Source organism: Escherichia sp. MOD1-EC5189 (assembly GCF_002966045.1).
Classification (GTDB): Bacteria; Pseudomonadota; Gammaproteobacteria; order Enterobacterales; family Enterobacteriaceae; genus Escherichia; species Escherichia coli_F.
Genome location: NZ_PTRX01000014.1, coordinates 39,063 through 57,567, shown reverse-complemented (window position 1 = coordinate 57,567; position 18,505 = coordinate 39,063). Strand labels below are relative to the sequence as shown.

Here is an 18,505-nt window from a genome sequence, read left to right as displayed (position 1 = left end):
CTACAATGCCCGCCCTTAAAGTGGGGGCACTCCCCTAACCGCTTCATCAGGTGAAGCGGATCTGACCTGTCATCAGAACGAGAGAATTATGTTTAAACCGGAACTCCTTTCCCCGGCGGGAACGCTGAAAAATATGCGTTACGCTTTCGCTTATGGCGCAGATGCTGTTTATGCGGGCCAGCCGCGTTACTCCCTGCGTGTGCGCAACAACGAATTCAACCACGAAAATCTCCAGCTCGGCATTAACGAAGCCCATGCGTTGGGGAAAAAGTTTTATGTCGTGGTCAACATTGCACCGCACAATGCCAAGCTGAAAACCTTTATCCGTGACCTGAAACCGGTGGTTGAAATGGGGCCGGATGCGCTGATTATGTCCGATCCAGGGCTGATTATGCTGGTGCGTGAGCACTTCCCTGAAATGCCGATCCATCTCTCGGTACAGGCTAACGCCGTGAACTGGGCGACGGTGAAATTCTGGCAGCAAATGGGCCTGACCCGCGTGATCCTCTCTCGCGAGCTGTCGCTGGAAGAGATTGAAGAGATCCGCAATCAGGTGCCGGATATGGAGGTAGAGATCTTCGTTCACGGCGCGCTGTGCATGGCCTACTCCGGTCGCTGCCTGCTCTCTGGCTATATCAACAAGCGCGACCCGAACCAGGGCACCTGCACCAACGCCTGCCGCTGGGAGTACAACGTCCAGGAAGGGAAAGAAGATGACGTTGGCAACATCGTACACAAGTACGAGCCGATTCCGGTGCAAAATGTTGAGCCGACGCTGGGTATCGGCGCGCCAACCGACAAAGTGTTTATGATCGAAGAAGCCCAGCGTCCGGGCGAGTATATGACCGCGTTTGAAGATGAGCACGGCACTTACATCATGAACTCGAAAGATCTGCGCGCCATCGCCCATGTAGAACGCCTGACCAAAATGGGCGTGCATTCGCTGAAAATCGAAGGCCGTACCAAATCTTTCTACTATTGCGCACGCACCGCACAGGTTTATCGTAAAGCTATCGATGATGCCGCTGCGGGCAAACCGTTCGATACCAGCCTGCTGGAAACTCTGGAAGGTCTGGCGCATCGTGGCTATACCGAAGGTTTCCTGCGTCGTCATACTCACGACGATTATCAGAACTACGAATACGGTTATTCGGTTTCTGACCGCCAGCAGTTTGTTGGTGAGTTTACCGGTGAGCGCAAGGGGGACCTCGCGGCGGTAGCGGTGAAAAATAAATTCTCCGTTGGCGACAGCCTTGAGCTGATGACGCCGCAAGGCAACATTAACTTTACCCTTGAGCATATGGAAAACGCCAAAGGTGAAGCTATGCCGGTCGCACCAGGCGATGGTTATACTGTGTGGATCCCGGTACCGCAGGATCTCGAACTGAATTATGCGCTGCTGATGCGTAATTTCTCCGGGGAAACCACGCGTAACCCCCACGGTAAGTGATTAATTTCGATTATTTTTCCCGGATGGAAAATTCTTAGAAACCGATCACATACAGCTGCATTTATTAAGGTTATCATCCGTTTCGCTGAAAAACATAACCCATAAAATGCTAGCTGTACCAGGAACCACCTCCTTAGCCTGTGTAATCTCCCTTACACGGGCTTATTTTTTGCCTGTAATCTACTGAAATAAATGGATTTATTTCTTACAATGTCCACACATTGACCACATCAAACAAACCCCGTCCACAAGGCGGGGTTTTCTTCAAAGGCAAACACGCTAATACTTGAAAGTTATCGCAACCTAAAAGGTTCATACTGCTATGGAGTTGGAAGCATGAAGCTATACATCATCGGGAATGGGTTTGATCTGCATCACGAACTTGACACGAGCTATTTCTCATTTGGGGATTATCTTCGGAAGAAAGATCGAGACATTTACGATCACTTGGTTGAGTTTATGGGATTTACTGACTTACCCCCTTCTCTTTCCGCAGTTGATAAGTCAAAACATTCTCTTTGGTCTGATTTCGAAAACAGCTTAGCGGGTCTGGATACAGAGTCGGTGCTCGAAGAGTTTAGCTATCTTTTACCCCAAATTAGCAGCCCCGATTTTCGTGACAGGGACTGGAACTCATTATCCATTGAAATGGAACGTATACTAGAAAATTTAACCGAGGGACTTTTAACACAATTCAAGTCATTTATATTGCAGGTTAACTACCCCGAACTTAATTTAAAAAAAAGATTGCGTATCGATTCTGATTCTATCTTTATCAGTTTTAATTACACTGACACTCTTCAGAAATATTATAGTATTGATGATAGACAAATTTTATATATTCATGGGAAAGCATCATCAGATCAACAGTTGATTTTAGGTCATGGTATTGACCCTATCAACTTTGAAGAAAAGGAAGCAGTCCCGCCCGAAAATGCAACCGATGAAGAACTTGAAGAGTGGCGTCAGTGGATGGCTGATAATTACGATCACTCTTATGAAATGGGAAAGCAGACTATTAATAAATACTTCACTTCTTCTTTTAAGAATACTGAAAAAGTCATTGCTGACAGCGCTAAATTTTTTAAAAATCTCAGTAACGTAGACGAAATCATCATCATCGGCCATTCGTTATCATCTGTAGATGTTCCCTACTTTTCTTTTATACATAGCATTGTTAGTAAAAATACGGAATGGATAGCCACCTATTATCAGGAAACTGAGCGTGAAGCACATCATACAACATTATGTGAGATTGGCATTAAATCTCCCAAACTGATTTCAGTAAGTAAACTTCTATAAATAGAACAAAATATCACCCAGAGGGCGGGGGTTTTTATACGTTCCCTCCCCCTTAGCTAGAGATCCTTTTATCAAAACTTCGTGCATCATTTTGCAAAACCCAAATAAAAGCAAACTAGCCGCCAGCCCGCGCCGCACAAGGCTTCACAATATCCGCCCCCGAAAACCATCGGATACAACCGAATCATTTTGATCGTCACGGAAACTAAAACGATCCTTTTAAAAACATCATGTTATCCAGTCGGTTAGCGACTGGCGACGCGGTGACTTTTGCAAAGTGCTGCAAATCTTTGCGCAGAGTGCAAACGCCCGCAGGATGCAAAAGCCCAGCAGCGGCGCAGGCTGGCGGGGTGCTTTGCACAAAATTTCTTTTGCAAAATTTTTATGATCCAAACTGCGCAGGCGGGTGCGGTGTAGCGCCGTTTCCGTCTTGGATCCGCTTCCGTCTGCCTGCTGTCGCTTACGCTGTGGGCCGCTGTTGAACAAACGAAAGAAAGGCCGCACGGTGGCGACCTTTAATATTTGCGCCTGCTGTGGCGCGTTCTGTGGTGTCTGGTGAGGTGTGCGGTAATGCCGTTTTTGTCAGGCTATCAGGGGACCGTATTTGCTTTTCAATGTACCGGTTTTAGTGGCCGTTGCGCTGAACTGCGCAGCCTGCCCGCTGGCCCCTGTGTTGGGGTGAGTATGTGACGCGGCAGTCTCTGCCAGTTCCCTCACCACGTCCAGGGTGTCGGTGAGTAGTGTCAGGACGTTAATCTCTTCGCTTCCCAGTTTTACCACCGGGGCAATCAGCTGTTGCGCCTGGGCCACACTTCGGCGGATACCGCTGATTTTCTCAGTCAGTGCGCCGCTGACGTTTGACGTGACATTCCCTTTCACGTCGTCTGTAACATCGCCCGCGACGTCCCGTTTTGCGTTCCGGCCAACACTGACGGAATTGTCCTTGCTGCAGGTTACTGTCAGGTTGCCGGATGTGCCGATACTGTAATCACCCTCGCTGATATGGACCACCGCCCCGGCCAGAAGAGTGGCCGTGCCAAGCACGGTTGTTTTATCCGTTGCCTGGACCGTAGTTTCACGGACAACCACTTTGCGGATCTCTTCGTCGGTGGTGACTTCGCGCATCATGGAGTTTTCGCGGATTGTCTGGTCCGTCTGGCGTTCCCAGTCTCCGGCAACCGTCACGCGCTGCGATACACCATCGCGCTGTTGCTGCAACTGCTCGCCGGGTTTAACCGCTGGCAGGTTATGACCCTCCGCCATAATCTGGCGCACGAAGGGCTTATCCTGCCGCCCCTCAGTGAACCCGATTTCAACCAGCGTGCCAGGGGGCGGAAACTGGAACATTCCCGACTCGCTGCCCGCCATTGGTACAGGTAGCGGAACGGCAGAATAAACCGGCGTATTTGCGGCTGGCTTGCCGTATTCGTCAAGCAGCTGGAGATCCACGGCATAGCGCGGGCGGAATGGATCGGCAATATTACCCCCTGAAACATCCTCGCTTGGCGCTTCCACCCTGGCGAATTTTGGAAGATGCAGGCCGCTTGCCAGCTCCGGGAATGCGTTTTCAATCTGCCGCTGAATGGGTGATTTTTGCAATGGCTGGCCGTTGGCTTTGTTGCATGGCTGCCAGGTGATTGTCATGTCGTCGTTATTTAGCCGGACCTGGTTTAACCGCTGGCCGTTCACCTCAGCACCCGGGCGCAGGCTCTGAATCATCGGCACAACCATTGAATTGCCGCCCGCCGATGCCTGGCTAAATTCGTGCGGGATCTCTACTGGTTTACCCGCAAAAAGACTGTGCTCAGCAGCACCGACGAAGACATCCCCGTCCGGCAGCTGATACCAAAGATAATCCGTCACTGAAAATGCTCGGCCCAGACTGGCAAAAAGCTGGTAGCCCGTGCCGCTGTGCGTAAAGTGGGGGATCGGTTTATCTGCATAAGCAGCGCCGACCGGCGTTGTGACGGTCAGCCCGCTTTGCTCACTTATCCAGTCAGTAATCTGGCGCAACGTTGGATGCTGGAAAGAACACGGCCACAATTTATCAAAGATGCCGACCAGCTCACGCACGAACAACCGGCATGTTCCATTATCAGCAGGCTGTGACCGTTCGACGTATCCGGTAAACCAGCGCAGGACCAGACCATCATAACCAACATCGATACGCACCATTTTGCCGGTGTAATCTGTCTCTGTCCCCGCCGTAATAAACCCCCGACCGCACGCGTTCAGCTCCAGCACGATATTGCAGTCAATCAGATGGACCGGATCAGAGGAAAGGTACAGGCGTTTAATTGGTTTCATCGTTTAATTACCCCAGCGCATCGTTGACCGGCTTTAAGACCTTTTCTTCAAACCAGCTCATTTTGTCGGCTGGTTCATCAGCACCGGCAGCCGGACCCGCGCCCTTTGCCCCTGTTTGCCTGGTGGTGGCCGTCGCGTTGCCTTTTCTGGCCTGTCGTTTTTCCGGGACGCTGCCTTTTTCACGCAGGGTGAAACTTACCTGCCAGGCAAGGCGATCCTCCTGCGGTACGGCATCAATCTGACCGGTGAACGTGGCTTCACGAAGGTTGATAGCCGTTGCCGTCGCATTGGCAACACGGTACTTTTTCAGTGCTCCGCTGGCTTCGGTTGCGGATGCCAGCTGAAAAAGCCGCTGTAAAACGGCTTCATCGTCGAATGTCACCAGACCCGACACGCGCAGCTCTTTGGCCTTGATACCCTGTTCAGCATTGGCCGTGCTCGATGTCTGGCCCGACTGGTCCTTCTCCTGAAACTGCATGGAAGGTGAAACCAGCATGTTCTGCATGGCGATCCCTTCACCATCAAGCGCGAGTAATGCGGTCTGGCTCATGTAGCATCCTCCCTAAGTCAGATAACGAATCCCCGATAAACATCATCGCGGCGGTATGCACTGCCGTTGTTTGCGGGATGCCTTTCAGCAATTCAGCGGCAGCAACGGCATAACTCCCGCTGTAACTGAATGAAAAAATATTCGCACTGGCGGCTTTCAGGTCGTCCAGTCCCTGGCTGAGTGAGGACAGCAAACCGGCCCGTTCCTGAATAAATCCCGTCACCTGGTTTTTTAGATCTGTTGTGGTGGTACTGACTGCGGCGGCCAGCTGCGCGGCGGCAACACGCCGGGCATTCAGCGCCAGCCGGTTGGTTGAGACTGATAACGGCGCACTGGCTGGCAATACATCGGCTTTAACCGGCAACTGCATTTTTACCGTGCTGAGTTCTGCGGCGGCTGCCGCCATGCGGCTTACCTGCGTAAAAACGGGGGCAGGAAATACGGTGGACAGTTTATTCAGCCCCTGCATAAATGCGTCGTGGGTATTCTCCGCTACCATCATGACGATAACATCGCCGCTACCGCCACCGGATAACAGCTTTTTAGCAAGATATCCCATCGCATTGGCCGGACTAAGATAAGCGCCTGAATCCGTGGACTGACCCAGCCCATACACCCACGGATGGGCCGGAATGATTGAACAGGATAATGCCGACATATCATCGGCAATCCTTATAATTGAATCACGCCACATCGGCAGGTTGCTCCGGCCAGACAATATCTGTCGCTGAGTCGGTATCAATGCGCATCAGCGATACCCTGTATTCACGCCAGGCAGTAAAAAGCGCTTTTTCTGCGTCCGTCGCTTTACCCAGATCAACGGCATCCTGCAAAGGTGCCAGGATATTGCTGGCCGCAGCCATCAGGGCAGATTTTTGCGTCTCAGCCCTTACGATTGATTCTTCTTCAGAAAGCGGTAGGGGGTCAGAAAGGACCGGCTGACCATATTCATTTGGGATGATGATACGCCCTGAACTCTTATCAATCAGATACTGATACCAGCGCTCAGAAATCAACAAGGCGTCAGCAGGCCAGCCCAGTTCCGATTTTTCATAATCTGGCTTCAACGAAAGGAAGAAAAATCCATTCATGGAAGCACTGTAATAATATTGCTCATCCATTTTTTAATATCCCGTTGCCAGCCAGAACAAAGGAAAGCCCTGGTTTGCGTTAAGCCTTGCCGTCGTATTGGAATATTGCGACACCGAACATTCGAGCGTCCCGGCCACATTCGAGGTAAAAGGCGTGACCTGAATATTCCGGCACGCATTCGGGAATGCGATCGGGAACGTAATATTTTGATAACCGGACGTCTGGTTCGTGTAACCCCACTGACGGATCCTTCCTGTTGTTCCGTCGCGCTCCCAGCCGTTTTGCCCCAGGCTGGCCGTATTCTTCAGGTTATAGCGTGCGTCGCTCTCGGCTTTTGTATACGACCCAATCGACCCCGCCGAAATGGTGATGTTTGCTGTACCGTTAAATGCCACGCCGTTGATGGTGCGGGCGGTTTGCAATTGTGACGCTGAAACCGCATTACCATTTGACGCAAGAGCGCCAATCTCTGCCGGGGTGGGCTTGTTCGCCACATCATAGGCTTTTGTCCATGCAGACCAGGTGCCACCATAAAGCGTTCGGGCATAACTGCGGGAATTGTTGTACACGCGATAAATTTGCGTGATTCCGGCATGCTTAAGGACTTCAAGAGAACCCGCGATCGCCTCCGGGTAATTCGTCCCGGTTTGCGCCTGCGCGTTCGCGGGCTGGTAATAAAGCCCTGGCGTGGTGTAGTTGTTCAGATTTGCTGCATTACCAATCCCTTCGGCCAACCGAAAAATATCAGACGGGAAAAGATCGATATTACTCGATAGCGCTCGACCGTTAACCGTTCGTGTTGAGGGCACGCGACTATTAGCATTATCGTTAGCCGCCTTAACTGCTTTCGGCGTCGCGGCGACGGCTTCCGACTCGCTGTCGGTGGCGCTGCTCAGTTGAATAATCCCTTTCTGCGCTGTCGTAGCGTCCTGCGCGGTGTATTTACCTTTCGCCAGGTCATAGGTTGCCTTAACCGCTTTCGGCGTTGCCGCTACTTCTTCAGAATCGCTATCCGTGGCGCTGCTTAATTGCGTGAATCCCTTTGCGGTTGTGGTGGCGTCCGGGTGGTTGCGTGATTGTTCGTGTTTTTTCAGCGCATCACTGGCCTGTTGCTCGTTCAGCGTACCTTTTGGACGAAGATCGGTAATGACGCCGTTTGCGTCGATACTCGCAAGGGCAAACACGAAATGTTGCTCACCATTCTGCACGTAATCTTTAAGGTCGGCGGCAACCGTGATTTTGCTTTGTACCGCCCAAATGCTCGTAAGCGTTCCCATCCACGCCACATCCAGCCAGACCTTAACCGGCTTTGTTGACACGGTAATATTCTGGTTTGCGGCCAACACTGAACGCAGACCGGCAAGGTATCCAGTACCTTTAGTGACAAAATACTGGGTGCCTGTTTTCGCGACCAGATAACCCGCATCAAAGAACGACGCCGCACCATACAGATCGATATTTTCGCGGCGCTGGCGTTCATCCATTGCCGCCAGACGGGCAGTAAAATCAATCTGCCATGTCTCTGCCGGGGTGGTAATTTCCGTTGCTTCCCTGGCTCCGCTGTATTCCATCAGCATGGCACGGACCAGAACGTTTCCCTGCTGGCCGTTCGCATTTTTGATTTTACGCTGGGTCGGGGCATGAATAATCATCGCCAGTGTACCGGTGGCTTTATTTGCCAGACCGATCCAGTTGAAATCAAAATCACCCACATCTGCCCCCATCGTGACGGAATAAACGACAGAGTTTTCATTCACAACACCGGATTTACTCACCACCTGACGATAAACAATTTTATCCGCTGCGGGTGCTGTCTCGGTATTATCAATCGGCTTATCAGCATCCAGCCCCGGAATATACGCGAAAATAAATTCATCCAGCGTGACGGGCTGATTATTAATAGCCTGCTGGGCTTTCCACTCTGTAAATGCTTTTGTAATAACAGCCTGTGACATAGGTTTTTCCTCTACTTCAAACTTGCGCTGTATGTTATTTGGGGCTGGTTATTCACATCACTCAGGGTGGCATAACAGCAAATATATTCCCCCTGATACCAGCCAATATTGATATTCAGTGGCAGGGATGTGATCACTTCAAACTGGTAACGGCGGCATGTACGCCCATATTTACGGATAATTTCCAGCAGGAGATCGCCATTTTCCGCAATCTGACTATTTGTCACCCGAACGACAATCACATCCCAGTCGAGTCCGTCCTGCCGTTCCAGTAATTCAACATAACCAATCCCCAGTCGCTCAAAAATGGCAATAAAGCCCGCCACCTCTCCGGCCTGCTGCGCATTGATAAATGCGTAGCTCACCCGTTTGCGGAAGATGTCGAGCGGCTCCCCCTTAAACCGATCGATATCGCGTTCCCAGGCAATCAGGTTTAACAGCGGTTCGGGGCAGACCAGCGGGTCAAACTGCTTTAACGGCCAGGAGATCCACCCGTACACCTGCGACCAGAACTTCACGCAGGCCCGCAGCAGCCTGGCGGGGTCGCCTTTGTTCAGCCACGACGGCAATTTCAGACCGGCAAGCAACTTTGAAAACTCAGTCATTCTCAATCTCCACCGTTAACCCTGACAGGCGCGGGACCGACAGTTCGCTGACAATATCCGTCAGTGAAAAATGCAGTGAATCGACAACCGGAAAAGCCTTGTGGATCTCGCGGCCCAGATTCGAAAAGGAATAGCGCGAATAGGGCTGCGTCTTCTTAACGTCGTAATTGGCGTTCTCGCGAAACGCGCAACGAATCAGGTCGGTAATACCTGTTTTTAACGCGCTCAGGTCTTCCGCTTCCATGTTTTCCACGCTTTTGACGTATACCGTTACCGCCAGGGTGTGGCTGGTTTCCGGCATGGCATAACACTGCAAATCATCACCGTGTCCGTGGTGGCCCTGGGTATTCACATAGTCGTTAACCGCATCAATAAAGGGTTGTGATATTTCGCCACTGTCCAGCAACAGGTAAGCATTTGCCGTACCCGGTCCCCGTGGGGCATCGTGCAAAAAGTAAATGCGATCAACGCTCAGGCCCAGCACGCTGGCAATCATGCTGCGGTAAATAGCGTCAGAGTGATAATTCCCCACCAGATTAAACTGGTTGCGGGTACGGTCGCGCAGCTCGTCGTCGCTTTCCTCGTTGGCTCCCGGCGAAATCAGCCATTCGTCCTCATTGACCGCGCTGGCAATCCCGGCCACCGCAACGGGTAAAATCCGGTAATAGCCTGGCGCAAGGTTATAGCCGCTGCCGGTGCCGGTCGCCGTGACGGTAACCAGCCCGCTTTCAACCCCGGCAGGCAGCGTCACGTCTTCATTCACCGCCAGCACGTAAACCACGCCGTTAATGCGCTCGGTTTGCACCAGTGTTCCGGCAGGCACGACGACCACATCCGCCGCGTTCAGCTTGTAGAACCGCAGCACGCCAGCGGCAGCGCTGGCCGGTTTAGGCACGATATGAACCGCCCAGGCCAGCAGGCGCAGCATGGGACCGGTGGCCGTCGCAACAAACATATTGCGTAGAACCACATCGATCATCGCCGCCCGCAGCCATAACACCGGCGTGGTGACAATCTTCGAAATCAGCCGCCAGAAAGGCGACATCCTCGACGTGTTTGTGACGAACCCTTCCGCCTGCACGGTGGCTTTAAACGCTGCCTTAATTTCGGCCTCTGTCGCAGGCATCCCGCTGTCATTCAGTACCTTTTCAAAATCAACGTCGGGTTTCTCAGTCATAGTTAACCTCTGTACTGACAGGGCCGAAATCGTAGGTTTCCGCCGTGATATACAACCTCGAAAGGGTTTCTTCGGTGATCACTATGGTTCCTGGGACCAGACGTTCGTCGCTTTCCACCAGTAAGGACAGTTGCGTCAGCACGTCACCGCGCATTGTCGGGCTGCGTTCACCGATCAGGCGGGTGGTGATACCGCTTTCCAGAATGCTGTGAATAATGTCCTGGGTGATGCTGTCGCGGTTATCGCAACGGCGCGGCTCGTTGCCGCTATCCAGCGTGAAATCGCCGTCAGTGATCAAAAGGTCGATGTATAACGGTTCGGTACTCATCCTGCGTTAAGCTCCTGCCATTCAGCCAGCTGGGCCGGGGTGATTCCATTGGGGGCGTTGATGTAGGTATCGCCCCACGTTTTACGGTTATCAACAGCGGTTTTGCTGTCGCTTTTAACCTGACTCATCAGGCCGCCGCGTGGGATGCCTGCATTAATTCGGTTCCCCGTCAGCACGGACGGGCTGTTCAGCTTCGATGAACCTGCAGCACTGTCAGGAATGACCGCATTTGCCGGAACGGCAGCCGGTGGCGAAACGGTTTTTAGGTCGATGTTTACGCCGGGGATCTTGTTTAACTTCTCAACAATCCAGTTATAGGTAGACGCAAAGGTATTTTTGAGGACGTCAAAAAGTTTGCTGAATACCCCGCCGATGGTTTGTGCGAACCCTTCAAAGGTGGCAAGCGGGGAAAGACCGGCAAAGAAATCAACCACCACGGCCCAGCCGTCTGTGATGGACTGCCAGACCTGCGCAAACACCTGGCCTACCTGTTCAGCGACCGACATCACCCAGGCAAAAGCCGACGTATCCATGATTGCTGCTGCCAGTTCTTCCCAGTGGGTGATGACGTACCAGACCCCCACGGCCAGAAGTGCCAGCCCGGCAACGATCAGGGTGATCGGACTCATCAGGAGTTGCATTGCCGCCCCGGCAAACATGGTCGCCGCACCGTAAACCCGCATGGCAATGGCTCCGGCCTTTAACGCGATATTCCATGCAGCAAGCGCGATGCGGCAGACGCCCGTCCACAGCGCCAGTAATTTTGACTGGATCCACAATGCAGCCAGACCGATGCGCGTCGTCAGCAGGGACGGACGCAACAGGTTGAGCGTCCATAACAGGAGTTTCCATGCCCCGCCCAGCACTTTTGCAATTGCGGCCAGCCCTGTCATGGTGAAGCCAAAGACCCCCATCACGATATTGACCGCCGCCCCGGCCAGCCCGAAGGACAACACGCCCAGGGTGATGTAACCCAGCCAGCGGGCAATATTCGGGAACATATCCAGCCAGCGGGCAAATTTTGCCCCCACGTCGGCAATACGGTTCATCAGCGGCGACAGAATAGGGATCAGCGTGTTACCAATCGCCACGCGAATGGCAAAGAATGTCGCTTTGATACGTTTCCACGGCTCAGCCATTCGTTCGGCCATTTCCTGGGCGCGTTTCATCCCGTCATTTCGGCCCAGCTCGGTGATGCTGCGATTTAATTTATCCTGCTGACCGTACAGCTTTTTGATAACGTCAGCACCACCACCGAACGCGGAATCCAGCGCCTGTTGTGCCTTGACGTTCCCTTCAATGCTCTGCCCGTATTTGTTCTGGAGTTTTTGCAGAATGTCGCCCATCGGCAGCATTTTTCCGGTGGCATCGACAAAGCTCATACCCAGCTTTTCAGCGGCAGCCGGGGCGCTGCGTAAAAACTGCTCGTAGATCCCGCTGGCCTCAGTACCCAGCGTGCGCGAAAGCGTACCCAGGACGGCGAACTGTTCATCCAGGCTAACGCCAAAGTCAGCACCGGCGCTTTTCGTCCCCTCGATAAGCTCCTGCATGGTCTGCATTTTCACGCCGAAGTTTTGCACCATGTACGCCGTTTTCCCTGCCAGCTCTTCGGCAAAACGCACATGGCCCAGACTGGACAACTCCGCGTTGAAGCGTGACGCCATCGCGCCGATGTATTCTCCTGCCTCTTCGCCGCTGGCCTTGACGCCTGCCGCCAGGGTATTGGCCGCGATGGTGACGCGGGGCAGGTCCAGATCGGACAGACCCGCCATTGCGCCTTTCATCGCGTAGCTTGACCGGACCACATCAACGGCCCCTTTGCCGTAGCGCATACTGAATCGCATGGCTTCGCCGGACAGACGCTTCAACGCGTCCTCTGCCACGCCTTTGGAACCTACTTCTGCAAGTGCGGCGTTCATCTCATACGCCGGCCCCACCACGCCCGCGATGGACTGTGCCACGCCCCAGACAGCCGCCGCACCGATCCCGATTTTTGTAAAAGACGCCTGCGATTTTTCGGCAAAGCCGGACAGCGAAGACTGGGCCGTCTTTAATGGCCGCGTCAGCTTATCGATCAGGCTCAGGGTAAAATCCAGGTGGCTCATATCAGTTTCCGTTAAATGCGATTGCTATCCCTTCCGCCGTCTTACTGGCGCGGGTCTGGGCGAAATATTCATCCAGCCACAGGGCGCGGGCGATGCTTTCTTCGTCGTCGGCTTCGTGCGGGAGGTAGTAGCGGCGCAGGGCAAGGTATTGCTCAAGCGCATTTGTGCGAATGGCCGCTACCCGCGCCGTCAGTTTTTTACTTCGATCTCAAGTTTGGGGGAGTAAATCTCGTTAACTTTCTCGACGATCTGCATTTCGCAACCCGGATAATCTTCCATCAGCTTGTTAAGCGCCTCTTTACACTCGGCATCAACAATGCGGCCCAGATACGTCACCATAGGGGCAACCTTATTGGTCATGGTCATTTCGTTAAGCAGGTTGTTAAACGCGGTTTTATTCGGCTCAAAGCTCAGATTTACGCCCGCCACGGTCATGGCGATTTTTTTCGATTTGCTCATTGTGCTAATTCCTTACGTTGTCGAATGATGCCCACCAGGGCGTTATGTCGGGCGGCGCAGTCGGTATACATCAGCCGGTAGGCTTTCAGCGCCGCGTCAAAGTCATTTCCGGTCGGTCCGGCCAGACGTGGCAGCGTGACCGGGCAAAGTGTCAGCTGGTTTTCCTGATAATTTTCGTTCGGCTTGATCTGCACTTTCGTTGAACAACCGGACGTAATCATCAGAAGCGCAAACGTTGCTAAAAACCGGCTTAATGGTTTCCGTGCGGATAACCCGTTCCGTGTGAATTTCATTGGCCCTCAGCTCCGCGAGTTTTGCTTCCAGCGCTTCACCAGACTGCTGCGTCACCTCAACAACAATCTGGCGCGTTTGTTCTGCCGCTTCACTGGCAGCGAGTTTCAGCTTTGCGTCGTGCCAGTCATGCGCCTGCCAGCCCGCTGACATCGCAGCGACCAGAATCAGCAAAAGACCCAGCAAATTGCGCATCAGCGAACCCCGTTATGCTCAAGACTGAAATGGTTGCCGTCCGGCTTACTGAAACGTCCACCCCACGATCCGCCGATAGATTCCCAGTATTCGCCCAGGGGGCGGTATGCGGCGCTGTCGGTCTGGTATTCGCCGTTAATAAACAGGTTAAAATCCACCGCGAGGCGCTGGGTATGCAGGCTGTTAGCAATGCCACTCCCTTTTTTTGCGTTAAGCGCGGCCTGTTCCGGCGTGCGGTACGCTTCGCCAAACGTCAGGCGATAGCCCTTTTCTTCGGCAAAATGAATCAGGTTGGCGATCATCACCGTGAAAAGTTGCTGTTTTTCACTCAGTTTCATTGCGCTTGCTCCCCCATCGCTTGATATACATATCCAGGCAGCGCTTTAACCCGGCCTCAATAAACGCACTTCCCAGAATGCCTAGGGCGCAGGCCAGCCCAATGACGACCAGTTCCGGCATATCGGGGAATTTCAGCAGCGGGATTGCGGCCAGTGGTGCGACCGCAGATCCCAGAATCATCCGCCCGACCAGCAGACGGGTTGTGATTCGCTCATTGCTGACCATCAGTTGCCCCAGGCCGATCACGGCCCCGATAAGCAACAGCTTTTCAAGCAGTGACGTTTCTCCGTTCATCATCGTGTCAGCCTTTCAGATCGCGAGTGTCACGGGCTGACAGGTACGGAACGCCGTCAATCGCGACAAAGTCCGGGCTTGTCACCATGAATTTAATTTTCTTCGTGGTTTTGCTGGCCTCGTTGGGGTTGATGTTGACGATGTCGGACAGCGTCGGAACGCAGCCAAACACCTCGATTTTTTCTTCGTCGTCCCCGGCGTTGGCGTAGAACAAAAAGTCCTTTGCCGGAATGGCTCGCCAGGAACCTGCGGCACGGGCAACGGCGGTAAACTTTTTAAAGTTCTGGGAATCGACTTCGACTTCCACATCCGCCGAAACTGACCCTTTCGTGTGGCCGTTCGGGATGCCACGCGACTGCGCAACGGCGCTGTTGTCCGTAATGGTGACGGTGGCGTTTTCGACGTGAATCATGATGCTGTCGTAGTTCACATCGAACGATCCGCCGCTAATACGTTCAGTCATTGATTAGCTCTCCAGTGAGGTGTCCAGTTCGATGCTGACGCTGATTTCTTTCGCGCTCTCATACGGTCGAACCACAAGGTAAATCTGTACCGCTTCGCTACTGGTCCAGGTGATGGTGATGTCACCGTCCTTTGGTGGCTTCACTTCGCCCGGAAATTCGACGCCATTGATCTGGGTTGAAATCGCCATTTCACGCAGCGGCTTGCCGAAATAGGTTTCATGCGCGGCAATGCTGCCCGGTGTGCTGTTCAGCGAACGATCGGCAATTTTGGGGATAGCACGCAGACGGACGCGGCGGGATGCTTTATCAACCACGCGCACGTTTTCAATGACCTGATAATCGCCGCCTTCAACGTCCAGGGTGCGACCGTCAGCCCAGTAGATGCCGTCATAGTCGTGATACCACATCGGCACGCTGTAGCGGTTCGCCTGCAGGGACTGCAACACGGACAGATCAATTTCGGCTCCCGTCCCGTCAACCGGCAGTGTGTCACGCCCCAGCGCGGTGACTGCGCCAGTTGCAACGCGGGCGGGGCTGTCTGCCACCGTCACCGAACGGTTACACAAGCGACCGGCCAGGACGCCGGGTTCATTGCCCCACAGACGCGGGACCAGTTGCACACCCGGTGACGCAATACCGTCCTGGAGTTGTGCCAGGCGCGTCACATAATCGGCCCATGCTTCGCCCTGTTTTGGCCCGCCTATCGCAAGGCCAAACCAGATAAATCGCCCATAATTAGCCTGCAAGGTGATACGCATTTCCATTGCGCGGTTGATGGTTGCCACTTCGTCGGTATCAAATACCAGGAAAACCCCTTCCACGGATGCCACGCTCTGGGCCATCTTGACCGCGTTCATCCAGTCTTCGTCTGGTTTATAGCCCTCGGCTTCCTTGTCTGGCTCTGCCAGCACATGCACGTAAGCAAACCAGTTCTGACCGGCGTTATTGGCCGCTGCGGCCACCATATTTTTTAACGGGCTGTCTTTGTCGCCCAGGGCTTTATCCAGATCGCTGTCGGTATTCAGCGACTGGGTTTTCCCGATGTTAGTGTCGCCGTAACCCACAAAGAGGATGACGCGCTCGACGTCGTTCGTTGTGCCGTTGAAGCGGTTTTTCTGACTGACGTTGACATTCGGCCAGGTCATTTTTACCCCCTGATTTGCTGCGCGTTGATGTCCCAGCCGAAGCCGATTGCCTGCATTTGCCGCGCAATAATTTGGTTAAACTCATCGTCGCTCACCCCCAGAAAAACGCGCCCCGGAATATCAATGGTCCATGCGCGTTTTGAGGGTGTGCCTTTCAGTTTTCGAATCAGTAATCCCGCCTGGGCCATGCTCATGGTTTCCATGATTTGCCTGCTGGACGGCTTAACCCAGCGCTTGCCCTTGCGGGTTTTGTAGCCCAGCGCCCGCAGACGCTTGGCCTGTCGCGGTAGCGCGGGTTTGTCGGCCTGCGGCTTGCGCGGGGCGTTACTGGCTTTCATCTGGATCCGTGCGCCGTCCTGCTGGGCCGCACCGACCAGACCCGCCGCAATGGGCTTCGTCCCGTTCCGGTAGTTCCCGCCCTTGAGGTAAATTCTTACCCCCTGAATCTCCGGCATTTCACGCACGGCCAGCAGTTTGGGCAGCCCTTTTAGCATCTTCCCTTTGCCACGCTTACGCGGCTCCCACGGCGTACCGTCCGGGGCCGCCTGCTGGCGCTGGTGACGCTTTGCCGCTGCAACAATGCCCAGCTTTGCAATACGCCATAAAAGGCGCTGGCGCTTACGCGGGGGAAGGTCAGCTTTTGCCAGCGTTTCCCGCATCTGCTTTAGCTGTTGCTGGTTCAGCTCCCCACGGATCACGACGCGTCACCACGCTGGACAATAAATTCCAGTTGCGACGCCTCCCAGATTTCGGGGTTTACGATGTCCCATTTCTTACCCTTGAAGGGGATCGGCCCTTTTTCCACTTCGCGCAGGACCAGCGGATCAACCAGCGGGACAACCACATCCAGAATGCATGACCCTTCGTCGTCGAACTCCGGGTCCACGGTGGGATCGGCTAACTTCAGCTCGTCGCGCAGCTCGTTGGCGAATTCATCCACCCAGGCCAGCACCAGGGCATAAATCAGCCCCGGCGAATATTTGCGGTAGGGGAAGTCATCCCACGACAAACGGGCGGTATAAGTCAGCACCCCGATCCGGCGCTGGTTGTTCCCCAGCGCTTTGGCGTTGCGTACCAGCTCGCAATCCTCCATTGAACTGGAAAACATCTGCATGGCATCAGGCGGCAGATTTGCCGTAATAAACGCCGTCAGGCTTTCAAGCTGGCTCATATCAAATGCACCCCAACGCGTGGTTGTCGCAGCATGTTTCGCATCACGTTGGCCGCCTCGGCCAGCAGGCTGGCGCGGGTGTCCTGGCTTTCCTGCCCCGGATGCGATTCACGCCGCCCGATGGTGGCGAACTCCCCCAGTAAATCGGCCTTTGCGCGGGCGTAGACCGCTTTTTTGTACTGGGCTGTTAACTGGGTTTCGTCGCCCATCTTTGCACCCGGTACATCTGCGGCCCGCTCGCAGGCTTTCGCGTTCCAGTACGTCACCACGTCGGCCAGCGCGTCGTTTACCTCCGCAATAGCGGCCAGCAGGGCCACGCCTGCGGTTTCTGGCGGCAGATCAGCGGGCAGCGTGCGCACCTTCTGAAACTCGGCCAGATCGAGATCGGGCCAGAACATCACGCCGTTGGTGATCGCTGTTGGCGTCACCGTCACTGGCTTGCCGCTGATACTGAAACTTGGGCCACTCATTGGCGTACCTCGGTTTTGCAATAGAAACGGGCTAACGGGTTCCACGGCCAACAACCGCATGGTTGATGCCTCCCCCGCGCCCGTCCCGGCTAGCGGGAGTCTTTAAAGCTGGGTCAGGCCGTTAATCCGGGCACGGATTTTTTCGCGCATGGTCTTAACTCCGGCGTTTTTGTTGTACGCCGCCGCCTGGGCCAAAAGGGCGTCGGCCTGCTCCAGCGTGTTCACATCATCCACGGCAGTGACTCGCGGCTGCCCCTTCTCGTCGCGCAGCAGGTAAAGACCGGCGAACTTGAACCACTTCGCGTTAATGTCTTCGTGCAAACGCCACTTTTCGCGGATGTTTTCAAAGGTGCGGCTGAAATAGGGCTCGATGCTGTGACCGGCTTCCGCCTGCATGATCGCCCACTCCAGCACCGTGTCGGCCACAAAGGCAGGCAGGTTGCTATTGAAGTTTTCCGGCGTGGCCTGGCTCTCACTGATAGCCACATCAGCCCAGTCCAGCGCCTTGCCCATTTCCCCCGTATCGAACAGCCAGATCACGCAGTAAACCAGGGCCGGATTGGCAAAGCGGGCATCACCGGAAAGGTATGCTTCAACGGTTGGCATCCAGCGCGGCAAAAGAACATCGCGCTTCATGTCCATACGGTCAGCGCGTGTCAGATTGCGAAGCCGTTCAACATCCTTTTCCAGTTCCAGCATTTGAATGTGAAAGCTGACCGGCGATGCCGTCAGGGCTTCGCACTTATCCAGCGCCTTTGCGGCTTTAATGCGTGCTCGGTGTCGCTGACACGGGGTCATAGCCATTT

22 protein-coding genes are annotated in these 18,505 nt (G+C 54.0%); 2 read left to right on the top strand and 20 right to left on the bottom strand.

Features of this window, described 5'->3' with window-relative positions; genetic code table 11:
- The first annotated feature begins 88 nt into the window (after positions 1 to 88).
- Positions 89 to 1,450: a prephenate-dependent tRNA uridine(34) hydroxylase TrhP gene (gene trhP / locus ATB02_RS13970; protein WP_000476037.1), complete on the top strand. Its 1,362-nt coding sequence runs from the start codon at positions 89 to 91 to the stop codon at positions 1,448 to 1,450.
- A gap of 336 nt (positions 1,451 to 1,786) precedes the next feature.
- Positions 1,787 to 2,752 carry a bacteriophage abortive infection AbiH family protein gene (locus tag ATB02_RS13965; protein ID WP_053897737.1) on the top strand — a complete coding sequence of 322 codons (966 nt, stop codon included), beginning with the start codon at positions 1,787 to 1,789 and terminating at the stop codon, positions 2,750 to 2,752.
- A 582-nt stretch (positions 2,753 to 3,334) separates the two neighbouring features.
- Here ATB02_RS13965 and ATB02_RS13960 read toward each other — a convergent pair.
- The 20 genes from ATB02_RS13960 to gpM form a co-directional block, all read right to left on the bottom strand.
- Positions 3,335 to 5,059: a hypothetical protein gene (locus ATB02_RS13960; protein ID WP_105271757.1), complete on the bottom strand. Its 1,725-nt coding sequence runs from the start codon at positions 5,057 to 5,059 to the stop codon at positions 3,335 to 3,337.
- Positions 5,060 to 5,066: 7 nt separating this feature from the next.
- Positions 5,067 to 5,609 (bottom strand): baseplate complex protein, encoded by a 543-nt coding sequence (locus ATB02_RS13955; protein ID WP_000083771.1) that lies wholly within the window; start codon positions 5,607 to 5,609, stop codon positions 5,067 to 5,069.
- A complete protein-coding gene (locus tag ATB02_RS13950; RefSeq protein ID WP_053897734.1) occupies positions 5,581 to 6,303 on the bottom strand; it encodes a hypothetical protein in 723 nt (240 codons plus the stop codon). Before ATB02_RS13950 ends, ATB02_RS13955 begins: the two co-directional genes overlap by 29 nt.
- Entirely contained in the window at positions 6,293 to 6,730 is a 438-nt protein-coding gene (locus ATB02_RS13945; protein WP_000344413.1) for a tail fiber assembly protein, read from the bottom strand. Before ATB02_RS13945 ends, ATB02_RS13950 begins: the two co-directional genes overlap by 11 nt.
- A gap of 3 nt (positions 6,731 to 6,733) precedes the next feature.
- On the bottom strand, positions 6,734 to 8,656 hold the full coding sequence (locus tag ATB02_RS13940; protein WP_105271756.1) for a tail fiber protein: 1,923 nt from the start codon (positions 8,654 to 8,656) through the stop codon (positions 6,734 to 6,736).
- A gap of 11 nt (positions 8,657 to 8,667) precedes the next feature.
- Positions 8,668 to 9,261 (bottom strand): phage tail protein, encoded by a 594-nt coding sequence (locus ATB02_RS13935; protein ID WP_053897732.1) that lies wholly within the window; start codon positions 9,259 to 9,261, stop codon positions 8,668 to 8,670.
- Positions 9,254 to 10,438, bottom strand: coding sequence for a baseplate J/gp47 family protein (locus tag ATB02_RS13930; RefSeq protein ID WP_053897731.1), 1,185 nt, complete (start codon positions 10,436 to 10,438; stop codon positions 9,254 to 9,256). Before ATB02_RS13930 ends, ATB02_RS13935 begins: the two co-directional genes overlap by 8 nt.
- A complete protein-coding gene (locus ATB02_RS13925) occupies positions 10,431 to 10,766 on the bottom strand; it encodes a DUF2590 family protein (protein ID WP_000102748.1) in 336 nt (111 codons plus the stop codon). The genes ATB02_RS13930 and ATB02_RS13925 overlap by 8 nt, the downstream gene beginning before the upstream one ends.
- Positions 10,763 to 12,871, bottom strand: coding sequence for a phage tail tape measure protein (locus ATB02_RS13920; protein WP_053897730.1), 2,109 nt, complete (start codon positions 12,869 to 12,871; stop codon positions 10,763 to 10,765). Before ATB02_RS13920 ends, ATB02_RS13925 begins: the two co-directional genes overlap by 4 nt.
- Before the next feature lies 1 nt (position 12,872).
- On the bottom strand, positions 12,873 to 13,010 hold the full coding sequence (locus ATB02_RS27080) for a DUF6890 family protein (RefSeq protein WP_407204596.1): 138 nt from the start codon (positions 13,008 to 13,010) through the stop codon (positions 12,873 to 12,875).
- A 50-nt stretch (positions 13,011 to 13,060) separates the two neighbouring features.
- Positions 13,061 to 13,330: a putative phage tail assembly chaperone gene (locus ATB02_RS13915; RefSeq protein WP_000045611.1), complete on the bottom strand. Its 270-nt coding sequence runs from the start codon at positions 13,328 to 13,330 to the stop codon at positions 13,061 to 13,063.
- Positions 13,331 to 13,432: 102 nt separating this feature from the next.
- Positions 13,433 to 13,816, bottom strand: coding sequence for a hypothetical protein (locus tag ATB02_RS13905; protein WP_001245145.1), 384 nt, complete (start codon positions 13,814 to 13,816; stop codon positions 13,433 to 13,435).
- A complete protein-coding gene (locus ATB02_RS13900; RefSeq protein ID WP_049027674.1) occupies positions 13,816 to 14,154 on the bottom strand; it encodes a M15 family metallopeptidase in 339 nt (112 codons plus the stop codon). The genes ATB02_RS13905 and ATB02_RS13900 overlap by 1 nt, the downstream gene beginning before the upstream one ends.
- The gene (locus ATB02_RS13895; RefSeq protein ID WP_000980879.1) at positions 14,141 to 14,452 is read right to left on the bottom strand and encodes a holin; all 312 of its coding nucleotides are present in this window, start codon (positions 14,450 to 14,452) and stop codon (positions 14,141 to 14,143) included. The genes ATB02_RS13900 and ATB02_RS13895 overlap by 14 nt, the downstream gene beginning before the upstream one ends.
- Positions 14,453 to 14,456: 4 nt before the next feature.
- The gene (locus tag ATB02_RS13890; RefSeq protein ID WP_000140062.1) at positions 14,457 to 14,912 is read right to left on the bottom strand and encodes a phage protein; all 456 of its coding nucleotides are present in this window, start codon (positions 14,910 to 14,912) and stop codon (positions 14,457 to 14,459) included.
- Between the two features lie 3 nt (positions 14,913 to 14,915).
- Positions 14,916 to 16,058, bottom strand: a complete 1,143-nt coding sequence (locus tag ATB02_RS13885; RefSeq protein ID WP_047081127.1) for a DUF2586 domain-containing protein — start codon at positions 16,056 to 16,058, stop codon at positions 14,916 to 14,918.
- A gap of 2 nt (positions 16,059 to 16,060) precedes the next feature.
- Positions 16,061 to 16,717, bottom strand: coding sequence for a hypothetical protein (locus ATB02_RS13880; protein WP_053897741.1), 657 nt, complete (start codon positions 16,715 to 16,717; stop codon positions 16,061 to 16,063).
- Positions 16,718 to 16,752: 35 nt separating this feature from the next.
- On the bottom strand, positions 16,753 to 17,229 hold the full coding sequence (locus ATB02_RS13875) for a phage tail protein (RefSeq protein ID WP_000080428.1): 477 nt from the start codon (positions 17,227 to 17,229) through the stop codon (positions 16,753 to 16,755).
- The gene (locus ATB02_RS13870; protein ID WP_053897728.1) at positions 17,226 to 17,699 is read right to left on the bottom strand and encodes a head completion/stabilization protein; all 474 of its coding nucleotides are present in this window, start codon (positions 17,697 to 17,699) and stop codon (positions 17,226 to 17,228) included. Before ATB02_RS13870 ends, ATB02_RS13875 begins: the two co-directional genes overlap by 4 nt.
- 102 nt (positions 17,700 to 17,801) lie before the next feature.
- Positions 17,802 to 18,503 carry a phage terminase small subunit gene (gene gpM / locus ATB02_RS13865; RefSeq protein WP_053897727.1) on the bottom strand — a complete coding sequence of 234 codons (702 nt, stop codon included), beginning with the start codon at positions 18,501 to 18,503 and terminating at the stop codon, positions 17,802 to 17,804.
- Between the last annotated feature and the right edge of the window lie 2 nt (positions 18,504 to 18,505).